This is a genomic window from Pseudarthrobacter sp. NamE5 (assembly GCF_005796225.1).
In the GTDB taxonomy this organism is placed as follows: Bacteria; Actinomycetota; Actinomycetes; order Actinomycetales; family Micrococcaceae; genus Arthrobacter.
Genome location: NZ_VAHO01000002.1, coordinates 103,482 through 115,962, shown reverse-complemented (window position 1 = coordinate 115,962; position 12,481 = coordinate 103,482). Strand labels below are relative to the sequence as shown.

General features: G+C 64.3%; 15 protein-coding genes. 13 read left to right on the top strand and 2 right to left on the bottom strand.

Annotation, left to right across the window (positions count from 1 at the left end; genetic code table 11):
* Positions 1–450, top strand: a complete 450-nt coding sequence (locus tag FDW84_RS03745) for a universal stress protein (RefSeq protein WP_138606706.1) — start codon at positions 1–3, stop codon at positions 448–450.
* A 149-nt stretch (positions 451–599) separates the two neighbouring features.
* Here the strand turns inward: FDW84_RS03745 and FDW84_RS03740 are convergent, their stop codons facing one another.
* Positions 600–1,025, bottom strand: coding sequence for a universal stress protein (locus FDW84_RS03740; RefSeq protein ID WP_138606704.1), 426 nt, complete (start codon positions 1,023–1,025; stop codon positions 600–602).
* 300 nt (positions 1,026–1,325) lie between these two features.
* Between FDW84_RS03740 and FDW84_RS03735 the strand changes: the two genes are divergently transcribed.
* From FDW84_RS03735 to FDW84_RS03690, 9 genes are all read left to right on the top strand, one after another.
* Positions 1,326–1,946, top strand: a complete 621-nt coding sequence (locus FDW84_RS03735) for a response regulator (RefSeq protein WP_138606702.1) — start codon at positions 1,326–1,328, stop codon at positions 1,944–1,946.
* Between the two features lie 320 nt (positions 1,947–2,266).
* Positions 2,267–3,142 (top strand): universal stress protein, encoded by an 876-nt coding sequence (locus tag FDW84_RS03725; protein WP_138606698.1) that lies wholly within the window; start codon positions 2,267–2,269, stop codon positions 3,140–3,142.
* A gap of 67 nt (positions 3,143–3,209) precedes the next feature.
* Positions 3,210–4,199 (top strand): zinc-binding alcohol dehydrogenase family protein, encoded by a 990-nt coding sequence (locus tag FDW84_RS03720; RefSeq protein WP_371419126.1) that lies wholly within the window; start codon positions 3,210–3,212, stop codon positions 4,197–4,199.
* A 111-nt stretch (positions 4,200–4,310) separates the two neighbouring features.
* Positions 4,311–4,733, top strand: a complete 423-nt coding sequence (locus FDW84_RS03715; protein ID WP_138606694.1) for an Hsp20/alpha crystallin family protein — start codon at positions 4,311–4,313, stop codon at positions 4,731–4,733.
* Between the two features lie 577 nt (positions 4,734–5,310).
* Complete coding sequence (locus FDW84_RS03710) at positions 5,311–5,583, top strand: YegP family protein (protein WP_138606692.1); 273 nt, start codon at positions 5,311–5,313, stop codon at positions 5,581–5,583.
* Positions 5,584–5,878: 295 nt separating this feature from the next.
* Positions 5,879–6,778, top strand: coding sequence for a universal stress protein (locus FDW84_RS03705; protein ID WP_138606690.1), 900 nt, complete (start codon positions 5,879–5,881; stop codon positions 6,776–6,778).
* A 178-nt stretch (positions 6,779–6,956) separates the two neighbouring features.
* Positions 6,957–7,490, top strand: a complete 534-nt coding sequence (locus tag FDW84_RS03700) for a hypothetical protein (RefSeq protein ID WP_240721368.1) — start codon at positions 6,957–6,959, stop codon at positions 7,488–7,490.
* Positions 7,487–7,681, top strand: coding sequence for a hypothetical protein (locus FDW84_RS03695; RefSeq protein ID WP_138606688.1), 195 nt, complete (start codon positions 7,487–7,489; stop codon positions 7,679–7,681). The genes FDW84_RS03700 and FDW84_RS03695 overlap by 4 nt, the downstream gene beginning before the upstream one ends.
* Before the next feature lie 89 nt (positions 7,682–7,770).
* Positions 7,771–8,640 carry an HNH endonuclease gene (locus tag FDW84_RS03690; RefSeq protein WP_138606686.1) on the top strand — a complete coding sequence of 290 codons (870 nt, stop codon included), beginning with the start codon at positions 7,771–7,773 and terminating at the stop codon, positions 8,638–8,640.
* A gap of 20 nt (positions 8,641–8,660) precedes the next feature.
* Here FDW84_RS03690 and FDW84_RS03685 read toward each other — a convergent pair whose 3' ends face one another.
* The gene (locus FDW84_RS03685; protein ID WP_138606684.1) at positions 8,661–8,933 is read right to left on the bottom strand and encodes a hypothetical protein; all 273 of its coding nucleotides are present in this window, start codon (positions 8,931–8,933) and stop codon (positions 8,661–8,663) included.
* Positions 8,934–9,118: 185 nt separating this feature from the next.
* Here FDW84_RS03685 and FDW84_RS03680 point away from each other — a divergent pair, with 185 nt between their 5' ends.
* The 3 genes from FDW84_RS03680 to FDW84_RS03670 all read left to right on the top strand — a co-directional run bounded on the left by FDW84_RS03680 (position 9,119) and on the right by FDW84_RS03670 (position 12,477).
* Positions 9,119–9,643, top strand: a complete 525-nt coding sequence (locus FDW84_RS03680; protein ID WP_240721367.1) for a DUF2087 domain-containing protein — start codon at positions 9,119–9,121, stop codon at positions 9,641–9,643.
* 80 nt (positions 9,644–9,723) lie between these two features.
* Positions 9,724–10,308, top strand: coding sequence for a glycoside hydrolase family 32 C-terminal domain-containing protein (locus tag FDW84_RS03675; protein WP_240721366.1), 585 nt, complete (start codon positions 9,724–9,726; stop codon positions 10,306–10,308).
* 312 nt (positions 10,309–10,620) lie between these two features.
* Positions 10,621–12,477, top strand: a complete 1,857-nt coding sequence (locus FDW84_RS03670) for a vWA domain-containing protein (protein WP_138606682.1) — start codon at positions 10,621–10,623, stop codon at positions 12,475–12,477.
* Positions 12,478–12,481 lie beyond the last annotated feature (4 nt).

Below are 12,481 nucleotides of genomic sequence, written 5' to 3'. Positions count from 1 at the left end.
ATGAGTACTGCTGGAACACCATTCACCCGCATAGTCGTGGGAGTCGATGGGTCGGAGGCCTCCATTGCGGCATTGCGGCAGGCTCAACGCCTTGCAGCCCCCTTAGGGGCAAAGGTTCTTGCCAACGCCTATTGGGATTACCCGCAGGTCTACGCGGGCTACGTAATGATGGGTATCGAGGGCTTCGAGGAACGTGCCGCTGAGATTCTCGACGAGGCGGTCAGAACCGCGTTCGACGGTGACACGCCGTCGAACGTCATCTCCAGCCTGGTACGCGGGCATCCGCGCGAAGCGCTGATCGAAGCCAGCCGCGAGGCAGACATGGTGGTAGTGGGAAGGCGCGGACACGGCGGCTTTGGCGGGCTGCTGCTGGGCTCGGTCAGCTCAGCGCTGGTGGCCCATGCCCATTGCCCGGTACTGGTGGTCCATACATCGAACGAGGCCTCCTGAAGAAGGACTGGGAGAGGTGTGGCTGCTCGATAGTTGGGAAGAGAGCCACCATGCTGGCACCGATTGACCGCCACGCCCTCATGGAAGGCTGCCGCCGGGTTCTTCTCCTGCGCGGTCCTCTACAGTCCGGCTATTCCTGTCGGGGCTTTCTACGAAGCATGGACCACCAGGACGGGACAGTGGGCGTGGCTGACGCAGGCGGAGCTCACGGACCCCAGGACCAGGATGCCACGGCCCCGCCTGCCTACGATGAGGAGCGAGGCAGACCGGCTCCCTTCGATCAACACATCCGCGGCTTTGCCGCGCACGGGCCTGCCGCGCACCTGAATTGGCCGCTCCTCCCCAAACGCGGCTGCGAGAGCCTGCTCCAGCGACTGCTTGGCGGCGTACTCAAAACCCTCAACCCCAACTACCAGGTAAAGCCCGAATCCGGGGGGAACATCCCAGCAGGTCCACGCCTCCACGGATGCGTCCAGCGGCCCCGCCAGGGAAGCAGCTATACGGAGTGCAGCAATGGAAGCATCAGAGCCGTCCACGCCAACGATGATCCTCGGGCGCCCTTGGCTGGCATCCATGGTGAGGGCTCCGATTCTTGGGGGGCGGACTGCTCCAAGACTGGAGAACGTTCCCTCCCGGGGATAGGGCCGAAGGTCACAGGCTGGGCCGGGGCTGGCACGGCAGGCATTGCAGGACCAGGAAATCCGACTTAGGTCCCTTCCAGCCGGCCCTGGCTCAGGCAACAATGAAGGGACGCCTCCGGTACGGGCAGTTCACCATACCGTTTGGCACACATGTCGGAAGAGCGTTGGGAGCGTAGGGTGCAGAGACATGAGTCAGGCCCGGTAGGAGCCGCAGATTCGCAGGGACCCCTCCGCGTGTTCATTTTGGACGACCACGAACTTGTCCGGCAGGGACTGAAGGACCTCCTGGAAGGTGAGGGATTCGTGGTGGTCGGCGAAAGCGGGTCGGCGGCGGAGGCCACGCGGCGGATTCCGGCCCTCAAGCCGGATATCGCCATCCTGGATGGACGGCTTCCGGACGGGACCGGAATCGAGGTCTGCCGAGATGTGCGCTCGTTCGATCCGCGCCTGAAGTGCCTGATCCTGACCAGTTACGACGACGAACAGGCCATCCGCGGGGCAGTCCTGGCGGGGGCGTCCGGCTACATCCTGAAGCAAATCAGGAGCGACGACCTCCTGGCGCGAATCCGCAAGGCGGCAGCGGGTGAATCGCTGTTTGAGCCAGGGGTGAAAGAACGGACCGTTGAGGGCCTTTCGAAGACGCCCGTTGACCCCAGGCTGGAAGGGCTCAGCGCCCAGGAGAAAAAAGTCCTGGCCCTCATAGGGCAGGGACTGACAAACCGCCACATAGGCGAGGAGCTTTTCCTGGCTGAGAAAACCGTCAAGAACTACGTGTCCTCGATCCTGGCCAAACTGGGATTTGAGCGGCGGACGCAGGCGGCCGTATACGTCACCCGGAACCAGGACACTCCCTGACTGGAGCCACGGTTACTGGTGGAAGGCGGACCAATTGATCCGGGCGCCCTTTCCCGCCGCACTGTCGATGGTGCAGGTCCCCCATCGCGGGTGCGGGCCCGCGGTCCCAGGGCAGCGGTGCCCCGGGACCTTCTTCCCTACCCGGCCGGAATCTCCCGGCCTAAGCTACGGCCATGGAAAACAGCTGCAACCGGACCGGAAGCGGAACGCCTGGGCGTACATGACTGCTGGAGGTACCTGCGGTCAACGTCCCTCGGCCGGCTGGCCTTCATGCAGCCTGCCAGCTGGACCTGAAACCGAGAAACCAAAAGAAGGCTCCAATGGACGCAAGCAAGCCCATCGCCGTCGCCATCACCGATTCCTCCCCTTCCCAGGCCGCCCTGCAGTGGGCAACCGCCCGTGCCCGGCGGCTCAAGCTGCCGCTGGTTATCCTGCATGTCCTCGATGACCGCTGGATGGCAGGCGAAGCGTTGGAGGCACTTCCCTATATCGACGTCCTGCGGAAATCCGGGCAGGACATGCTGGAAGAAGCGGCGGAACGCGTCCGCGGCGCTGAACCGGATCTACAGATCTCAGTCCAACTGCTGGAAGGCAGCGTCGGGGCGTCCCTCGGCGAGTATTCCAGGAACGCTTCCATGCTGGTGCTGGGCAGCAGCGGGCATAACCGCGGCGCCCTGACCGACCGGGCCCTCCAGGCCGCTGCTACCGCCGAATCGCCGGTGGCAGTGGTTGGACCGGCGCAGGTGGACGGGCACGGCATCGTTGTTGGCGTGGACGGGTCGGAGGAATCGACGCAGGCCGTTGCCTTCGCTGCTTCCGAGGCTGATGCATTAAGTGAGGAACTGACGGTCCTCTACGCCTTCACCAGCCCCAACAGGTGGATCAGGGCGGGGCTTCCGTCCAGCCGCTTCGCGGAACACGTGGTGGAAGAGGAGCAGGTCGTCCTGTCGGAAACTGTTGCGGGACTCCGCCAGGATTACCCCGGGCTGGTGGTCCACGCGGTTTTGGAAACTGTCATGGAACCGGCCGATGCCCTGGTCCGGGCAGCTGCCGGGGCCAGGATGCTTGTGGTGGGCAGCCGGGGCAGGGGCCGCTTCAGCAGGCTGCTCTTGGGGTCCACAGCGCACGGCGTGCTGACCCAGCCGCCGTGCCCCACAGTAATCACCCGGCTGAAGAAATTACGGCATGAAAAGTGACGGACAGGGCCGGTAGCGACACGATGTCGGACGCTGGGAATCGGAGGAAGCATTGCTCGCATGGTGGGTGGGCCAACCCGGACCCGTGTCTACCCGTCCGCTGGTCAAAGGCTTTCGTGACAGCCCAAAGCCTCTGGCCAAGGAAGTCCTGGTGGACGTGAGCGTCTGCGGCATTTGCCGGACGGACCTTCATCTTGCCGAGGGGGACCTCCAGCCGCATCACCGTGCAGTCATCCCCGGACATGAGGCGGTGGGGGTTGTAGTTGGCAGCGGACCGGGCAGCTCCCGCTTCACCCTGGGCGACAGGGTCGGCGTCGCCTGGCTGGGCGGCGTCTGCGGCACGTGCGCCTACTGCCGCCGGGGAGACGAGAACCTGTGCTCCTCACCTGTCTTCACGGGATGGGACAAGGACGGCGGCTACGCCCAGCAGCTCACAGTACCGGAAGATTTTGCCTACCCAATTCCGGACATTTTCAGCGACGAACAGGCGGCTCCGCTGCTGTGTTCGGGCCTTATCGGATACCGCGCCCTGAAACGGGCCGGCGTCCCGGCGGGAGGGCGGCTGGGCATCTACGGCTTTGGGAGTTCAGCCCACTTAACAGCCCAGTTGGCCATGCACCAGGGCGCGTCCGTCTTCGTCATGACCCGTTCCGCGGCAGGCCGGGAGCTCGCCCAGGATCTGGGGGCGGAATACGTGGGAGACGCGTACAAGCACCCGCCGGTGCCGCTCGATTCGGCCATTCTCTTTGCGCCCGTGGGTGACCTGGTGCCGGTGGCACTCCGCGCATTGAACCGCGGCGGGACACTCGCGATCGCCGGCATCCACCTCACCGACATCCCTTCACTGAACTATCAGGCGCATCTGTTCTTCGAGCGCCAGGTATGCAGCGTCACAGCCAATACCCGGGCTGACGGGCAGGAATTGTTTGCCCTGGCGGCAGAGATTCCGCTGTCCCCCGCCACCATCCCATACCCCTTCGACGCGGCGGACACAGCCTTGGCTGACCTTGCTGCGAACCGGATCACCGGTTCCGCAGTCCTGCGGGTCCGTGAGTAGGGAATCCGAAACCAGGCTGGGACCTTGGACTCTGGAACCTTCCATCCGTGAAGCGCAACGTGGAAGCGCCGGGTAACACGCGGCCCGGATCAGTATGAGCAGGAGGTAAGAATGACTGACCTGATGAAATGGTTTGACACCCGCCGCTCCCCCATGGACCTGATCGAAAGACTGTTTGAGGGGGAAACAGGGCCTTCCGCCATCCGGGTGGAGGAAATGGTGGACGGCAACACGCTGGTGGTACGGGCGGAGCTGCCCGGGATCGACCCTGACAAGGATGTTGATGTGACCGTTGCCGACGGTGTCCTAACCATTAAGGGTGAGCGGCAGGAAAAGAAGGAACAAAAGGACAAGGACAGCTACAGGTCCGAATTCCGCTACGGTTCCTTTATGCGCCGGCTTCCGCTGCCCAGCGGCGTCCAGCAGGGCGACGTCACGGCGTCGTACAAGGACGGTGTCCTGGAAGTCCGGGCTCCCCTGCCGGACCAGGGGCAGGTCGAGGCTTCGTCGAAGATTCCAATCACCAGGGGCTGACCAGTGGCGCTTGGGCCTCCACGACGACGGCGGTCTGCCCGGCCGCCGTCTGGATCTTCTTCCCGGGCAGTGTAGATGGGATAAACACCGATGCCGCTGCCCAGGAAGGGTCCCGCGGGATGGCCCCGGAACGTTACGGGTTGACCGTTGTTTCGGACGTGGGGTACCGCATCAGTCCGAATCCCAGCGGCCCCACCACGGAAGAAGCAGCCATGCCGCGTCCCAGGGCGACCAGCACAAGTGCCAGCACCTGTTACATCGTCCCGCGCCGCCGTCGGCCGTTACTTGCTGCCGGCCCTGCTGTCTTATCCATGCTTGACCCTCCTGCCCAGAGGCTAGGCAAGGGCATCGTTCCCGGATGGAGCCCAAGGGCCCCGGGCCCACACCGGCTGCACCGACGGGATGGCGAGGACGGGACTTTGGCCCCTAATAAGGACCCACGTGCTCTGGAAAAGTTGATTGAGGCTTGCGGATGCATGACGGCTGGGTACTGCGTCCGGGCTGCTGCACCGGATGGCGGTGCCCCAGGTGCTCCCCAAAAGGGTGGAGCCAAGGAACTCAAGGGAGAGCAGGACTTATGGCGGGAACGTTCGAACTGTTTGTCGACGAGGATTCGCGGATCAGGTTCAGGCTGATGGCGCCGGACGGAAGCGTCCTGGCGGTGTCCGGACAGTACCCGGACAAGCACCACGCTGCTGCTGCCATCAAGGATGTCCGCGAATGTGCCGGCACCGGTTTGATCCGCGACGCCGCTCCTGCTCCAAACCTGGTCCTGGCAAGGGCGCCGTGGCGGGGTTCCCAGGTCAGGCCGTTCCTTTCCCGCGCAACAGGCGCCCGGGGTGCCGCCTAGGGCTTTACCGGTCCCCCACAGTCCGGACCGTGCACCAGGCGGCTGCCCCCAAGGCAGCTGTTTGTGCGTCCCGCAGTAGGTCCTTTGCCGCGTCCTGGTTTTTGCCCGTCCGGGCGAACCGCAGGATTTCCTCGTTGAGGTGGTCTCGGTCCTGCCGTTGTGCGCAGTTATTGCTTCCCATGGGCTTGTAGTGCTCTGCTTGTATCAGCAGTGATGCAAGCAGAGCACCAATCAGGATGGAGCGCAGGAAAAAGCACCCACAGGCCAAAAGTCTCCCCAAGGAGTGCTGAAACCTATGCATGGACCACGATCGATCGTGGCCGGTTATGACGGTTCCGAAGAGGCCGCAGCCGCCATCCGCTGGGCGGCACAACAAGCGCGGCTCCGGAGTCTGCGGCTCCACGTGGTGCACGTTTCCATTTGGCCGCTGCTGACCAGGAAGCTGGGGCCGGTTCCGGGTGTTGCTGACAGCGGACTGGAGCGCTCGGCCGAGGCAATCCTCGAAGAGGGCGTCAACTGCGCGAGGACGTGCGCACCGGAGGTGGACGTTGAAGGGACACTCCTGCATGGGCTGCCGGCCCCGCACCTTGCCCGAATTTCTTCCGGCGAGGAGATGCTGGTGGTCGGAAGCCGCGGCTTGGGCGGGTTCCTGGGGCTGCTCGTGGGGTCGGTCAGCCTGGAGCTGGCAGCAACAGCGGACTGTCCCGTTGCGGTCATCAGGTCCGATGTCCACCCCGGCGGGCCTGTCGTCGTCGCCGTCGATGTCTCCGGTTCCCGTAACGCGCTCGACGATGCCTGTGCAATGGCAGCAACCTTGCAGGCCAACCTCAGGGTGATCCATATCCGCCACACACCGCCCGGCTACCGTCAGCCCGATCAGCAGGAATCAGTAGCCGCCCGGTTCGCGGCCGAAGAAGTCATCAGCGCCGCAGTTCGCCGCGCCCGTTCCCTCGCGCCGGGCATTCCTGTGGACGCCAGGGTCCTTACCGACACCTCAGTCCCCCATGCCATCCTTAAGGCCTCGGTGGAGGCACGGATGCTGGTGGTGGGAAGCAAGGGCCATGGGTTCTTCAGGGAGACAATCGGTTCGACGGCGCACGCGGTCCTCCACCACGCGCGCGGCCCGGTCCTCATTTCCCGCCACGGCAACAGCAGCCTGGATTCCGAGGAGCAGTTTGACGATACCAGGCTGTAGCAGGGCACTGACTTCCGCCTGACTGGCCGGCGCTACACGGATCAATCCTGTATGGCAGCACCTCTCACCGGCGACGGAGAAGAAACTGCCGGCGGAGAAGATCGTGACCAGCCGGTAGAGGCCCGGCGAGCGGGGTGTCAGGCCTGCCGGCAGCCATCCCTGGACCTATGCTGGTCGGGTGACCGCCCCTGCCCCCTCCCCCAGCATGCTTGACGTCGTCGTCCATTCGGGGCCTGCGGACTGGTGGGTGATCCTTGCAGGGCTTGGCCCCTTGGCGGTATTGATCGCTGCCCTGCTGGCTTTCTACATCAACTGGCGTACGCTCAAGCAGCGTACGTCGGCGGACAAGACGGCGCTCGACCAGAAGCGGGAAGCGGACGCCCAGGCCCTGAGGCAGAAGACCGAAGCGGACAGCCGGGCCGAATGGTGGCGACGCACGCAGTGGGCGCTGGACCGGGCGCTGGACGCGGATGAAGGAACGAAGGCCTTGGGACTTGCCACGTTGGAGGTGCTGGCCCGCAGCGAGCTTGCGCGCGATGAGGAGCTTGAGTTGTTCGACATCGCATGGAAGAGCGTGGCCGGTGACGAGAACGGGGACGACGCCGGACGGGACGTGGACGCCGAGCACGAAGTTCCGTTCTTGGACGCGGATGGCAACATAGGCGAGAATGGAACAACGGATGCAGACAAGACCAGGGAGGTTGGACCATGAGCGCAACGTCGCCTGAGCACAGGTTTGTCCATACTCCGCGGACCACCGCCGCAAAGCCGGCCAAAAAGAAGGTTACCCCTGCCGAGCACCGTGTCCAGGTGGCGGCCGCCAGGCTTCGCGTGACGCTTGACGAGCGGCTCGGCCGCGAGACGCCGGCCAAGACCAAGGCACTGGCCAAGGAACCCATCTAGGTTGCGTGCCGCACCGCACGCCCGCCTCAAAGCCACATGTGCGCAACTGACTGTCCTGCGCCTGTCCCGGAACGCGCAGGAGGTAAGCAGTGGCTGCAGTGATTCTGGGATGGAATGCCGGGCAGTGGAACCGCTGGAACTACCGCGCCGTACTCGAACAGGTCCTGGCGGCTGGCCGGTTCCTTGACCGTTGGGAAGTAAGCGAAGGCGGGACCAGCGTTCCGCCGGGCACGGAAGCCTGGCTGCTCTTCCAGGGCAGCGGCGGCGCAGCCAGCGGACTGCTCGGTCACGGCGTGATGGTCTCTGAGCCGCTTGCGGCGGAACAGCTCCACGGTGATGAGGCTTCCGGGCTGTACACCGGCATCGTCTTTGACGCGTTGTTGCCGTTTGGCGAGCAGATTCCTTCAGACGCCTTATTTGCAGCAGTGCCCGGCATCCCTTGGGACAGGGCACTGCACGTCTCCCTCCTGCCCGTCCCGCCGTCAGCGGAGCAGGCGCTTCGCCGGCTGTGGCGGGAGCAGGGCCCTCCTGCCATCGATCCCGCCGAGCTCGTTCCCGGAACCCATCCACCGGACGCGGTCAGCAGCATAGAGGTGAACAGGTACGAGCGGGACCCTGACGCGCGCCGGGTCTGTGTGGCATTCCACGGCACGGCATGCGCGGCCTGCGGCTTTTCCTTTGAGGCTGCCTACGGCGAAATCGGCGAAGGATTCATACAGGTCCACCACACGGTACCGGCGTCCCTGCTGGGCAGCGGCTACGAGCTGGACCCGGTTACGGACCTGGTTCCGCTCTGCCCCAACTGCCATGCCATGGTGCACCTGGGCGTCACTGCTCCGCGCAGCGTCCCCGAGCTCCGGACCGCTATCTCCGCCGCAGGCCACCTGCGGGGCGAGGTGGTTTCCGAGCAAGCCTTGGAGGCACAGGAAAACGCACGGCGCATCCTGGAAGGGCCATGACAGGAACCCTGGCCAGCTGATTACTGCCCTGCTGGAGTTGTCCCGAACATCAGGGTCCGCCGCCGCACATCATAGTAGACGGTTGCCGAACGTTTCAGGAGGTTCTGGAGAACCTCGGCATCCTCGGCGTCCAGCGTGAGAACTTCTTCCCACGCCCCTTGGTCAAGGACCAGCTGGAGAGTCCAGGTGCCAGGCTGTCCGGCTTCTCCGGCCACCCAGCTGAACTGGTAATGATTGACCTGGCGGACCTGGATGCTGTCATCGGTCATGGGTTGTTTCGGGTTGGGGCTCATGGTCCCCTCCTGTATCAGTGATGAGTGGGCCCGTTGCATAAGCCAAGAACCAATGTAAACCGGGTAGCCGTCCTGATCCAGACCCCAGTTTTTCCGCAGTAAGGATTCCGTCACGCCGGATCAAGACTAGGATTCTCAAGCACAGGGACGGAGCCGGAAGGCAGAAGCGGACTGAGGAGCAAACCGTGGCTGGAAGGAGCGGGCAAAGCGGACCCCATTGGCGGCGCGTCATGGCAGCACTGGCCAACGATGACGCCCGGCAGGCTTACGCACAGATCGTCCTGGGCACCACAGACTCCCCTGCCCATCCTGACCTGAATGACCGGCGGTGGCAGCGGGCCCTTACTGCCCTCCTTGATGCCGGGCTGGTTGAACGGACTGCCTCAGGTGGCATGCAGGCCTCGGCATCGGTTTTTCGCGATCTGCTCTCCCAGCAACCACGGCAGGCACAAACTGGCGTTGACCGCTTCATGCGGCTGGGCCGGATCGAAAGGTACCCGGCCAACAAAAGCGAACGCCGGGAGCTCCTTTCCTGGATCGCCAAGGAAGCTATGGAGCCGGGCGAACGCCTGACAGAAAGGCAGGTCAACGAACGGCTCATCAGCTATACGGACGATGTGGTACTGCTCCGCCGCTACCTGGTGGATTTCGGACTGCTTGAACGGACGCCATCGGGGTCCTCCTACTCACGCCGGGAATCAAACACCTGAAGAACGGATTGATCAGGACTGCCCTTGACCTTTGCAAAACGTTTTGCATATAGTGACGCCCGCGAGACGCCGACCGGGGAGTGGAGGTCTCGCTGACCAGGATGGACGGCAACGTGGCGCTTCGGCAGCAGGCCATCGACCCCTTTTTGCCGGCTGGCTCGCCTATTTTCAGCCTCCGGCGGCAGCCATTGGCATCGGGCATTGTGGAACTTCCGGCGGCGGCAGCCGTTGCACGCATCGATGTTGAATTTGAACCTGGTGCGGCAAAAAGCGTTGGGCTGGTGCTTCGGGCAGGGGAAGGCGAGTGCACGCTCGTCAGCTACAACGTTCCAGAGGGATTCCTGCGGCTGGACCGTCGGGGATCGGGCCACGTGGGTTTCAGCAAAACTTTCCCCTCCGTTGAAACTGTGGCAGTGCCGTTGACGGATGGACGCCTGCGAATGCGGATCTACCTCGACCGCTGCTCCGTCGAGGTCTTCGCCCAGGGCGGGCTCGCCGCCATCACGGACCTCGTGTTCCCCGCAGAGGCGAGCACGGCCCTGGCGCTCTTCACCGAGGGCGAGGGCGGACACCTCGTGGCGCTCGACGTCGTCGGCTATCCTGCCGATGACCGGCACCCAGCTGGGGACCATGCTCCCCAGCTGGTGTCCATCCCCCTGGATTGAGTTCACGAGGATGTCCACCGGGCCGGGTTCATTCTGAACCTGCCGGATTACCCGCTGTGCGCCCGTAAGATCCAGCAGCGATGGGGCAGCGAAGGTGCGTAGTGCCAAGTTCCCAATTAGGTACCCATTACTCGGGTGCCATGCAGGCAATGGCTATAGCGTGGTGAGCGGAGCCGGCGACGAGGGCTTTCGTCTGAGACCGCGAACGCCTCCCCCAGCCGTCGTCGGCTCCCCATACCGGTGTCCGGTCCCGCCCGAATTGAGCTGACACCGTTCATACGGGGAACCGGGCGGCTGTCAAAGGAAACGAGCATGGGCCGCCGACGCGCAGCAACTGACCCCATTTATCCACGCTGGGTCTGGATCGCTGCGGCGGCCACCGTGGCACTTCTCGTGGTGGGCGGCGCCTTTTTGCTGCGGGGGCTCATCTTTCCAGCCGGTTCCGGGGAGGATGGGACCGGCAGCCCACCTTCAACGGGCGAACCCCTGGCGCAGGACAGTCCTGCCGCTGCTGCCGGCAGCGCTCCCTGTATATCCCTGAACATCCTTACTTCGCTCGAGAACGCAGACATGGTCCGGGCCTTGGCAGCGGAGTACACCGCGAAGCCCCGCAGCGTGGACGGCAAGTGTGTAACCGCGGCAGTGACCCAGGAAAAATCGGGGACCGCTGCCGGAAAGGTTGGCGCGCAGTTTCCCGGCGTCCCTGCAACCGAGAGGCCTTCCATCTGGCTGCCGGACTCCTCCGCGTGGCTAAGAATCGCAGGGGGATCCGCCGTCGGAAGCCCTGTCTCCGGGGAGGGAACCAGCGTCGCCCGGAGCGCCGTCGTTGTTGCCATGCCGGAGACGATGACTGGTGCCCTCGGCTGGGACAGCAAACCGCCGTCGTGGTCAGAGGTCTTCCGGATGGCAGAAGACCAGAATGTCTGGGAGCGCCTCGGCCATGGTGACTGGGGGAAGTTCAAGTTCGGCAAGGCCAGTCCGCTCGTCTCCACGTCGGGTCTGATGGCCCTTGCTGCTTCCTACGGTGCCGCCGGCGGCAGCGTGGGCGGTGTGGATGGCATGGACGTGGACGCACCGTCCCTGGTGGAGAAAGTGCGCGGTGTGGAGTTGGGCACCAGCCACTACATGGCCACCCCCGAGCATTTCCTGTGGCACACCAGGGAGGCTGACGACGCCGGGAACGTCGCAGAATTTCTCTCCGCCGTGATCGTGGATGAAAAATCTGTCTGGGACTACAACCGGGGAGTGGTCAGCGAGGACGGGCTGACGAAGCAGTCGGGCCCCGCGCCGAAGGAGCCCCTCCGCCCGATCTATCCCACTGACGGCGTGCATGTGGCGGACAACCCGGCGGTAATCCTTGACGGCGAATGGGTGGGAAACCAGCAGCGTCTGGCGGCGGAGGATTTCCTCACGTTCGCAGTGACGGAACAGGGCCAACAGGTGGTCAAGGCGTCCGGGTACCGCACCATCCAGGGTGACCTGGACCCCGCTGTGGCGGGAACCGGACGCTACGCTGAAACGCTCCAGCCGCTCCCGCTGCCCAAGGCAGAAACTCTTACTGCCATCCAGGACAGCTTCCCCGAGGTCCGGAAGCGGGCCAGGGCACTGTTCCTGCTGGACGTCTCGGAGTCAATGGTGCAGGAACCCGGACTGACCAAGCTGCAGCGGGCCAAGGATGCCGTGCTCAAAGCGCTGGACCATTTTGTGGGTGAGGACGAGATCGGGCTCGCCGCCTTCTCCCAAGTTGGCGACGGTCCCTTGACGCCGGGCATCGTAAGCCCGGTTGCCCCGTTGAGCACCAACAAAGAGGACCTCATCGCCAAGCTCAATGACCTCAAGGCAGTGGACGCTACCCCCCTTTTCGAAGCGGTGGGCCGCTTCGCCGGCGATCAGGCCAAGGACTACAAGGACACCTTCATCAACAGCATCGTGCTTTTGAGCGACGGCAAGAACGACACCACCCACCCGGGCGACCTGGGCGGGCTCTCCGAACAGTTGAGCCACCAGAACCACTCGACGCCGGTGCTCGTGTTTACGCTTGCTTACGGACCGGACGCCGACGTCCCAACGCTGAAGGAAATAGCCAGGGCCAGCGGGGCCCACTACTACGACGCCACCGATCCCACCAGGCTGGAAGGGGTGCTCGGCGAACTGGTGACCAGTTTCTAAGCCC

Bases quoted from the DNA above. Each gene is read 5' to 3' on its own strand.
- FDW84_RS03710 (WP_138606692.1), top strand. From the start codon at position 5,311: ATGGCGGGAACGTTCGAACTGTTTGTCGACGAGGATTCGCGGATCAGG.
- FDW84_RS03695 (WP_138606688.1), top strand. From the start codon at position 7,487: ATGAGCGCAACGTCGCCTGAGCACAGGTTTGTCCATACTCCGCGGACC.
- FDW84_RS03715 (WP_138606694.1), top strand. From the start codon at position 4,311: ATGACTGACCTGATGAAATGGTTTGACACCCGCCGCTCCCCCATGGAC.
- FDW84_RS03745 (WP_138606706.1), top strand. From the start codon at position 1: ATGAGTACTGCTGGAACACCATTCACCCGCATAGTCGTGGGAGTCGAT.
- FDW84_RS03740 (WP_138606704.1), bottom strand. From the start codon at position 1,025: ATGGATGCCAGCCAAGGGCGCCCGAGGATCATCGTTGGCGTGGACGGC.
- FDW84_RS03725 (WP_138606698.1), top strand. From the start codon at position 2,267: ATGGACGCAAGCAAGCCCATCGCCGTCGCCATCACCGATTCCTCCCCT.
- FDW84_RS03705 (WP_138606690.1), top strand. From the start codon at position 5,879: ATGCATGGACCACGATCGATCGTGGCCGGTTATGACGGTTCCGAAGAG.
- FDW84_RS03670 (WP_138606682.1), top strand. From the start codon at position 10,621: ATGGGCCGCCGACGCGCAGCAACTGACCCCATTTATCCACGCTGGGTC.
- FDW84_RS03685 (WP_138606684.1), bottom strand. From the start codon at position 8,933: ATGAGCCCCAACCCGAAACAACCCATGACCGATGACAGCATCCAGGTC.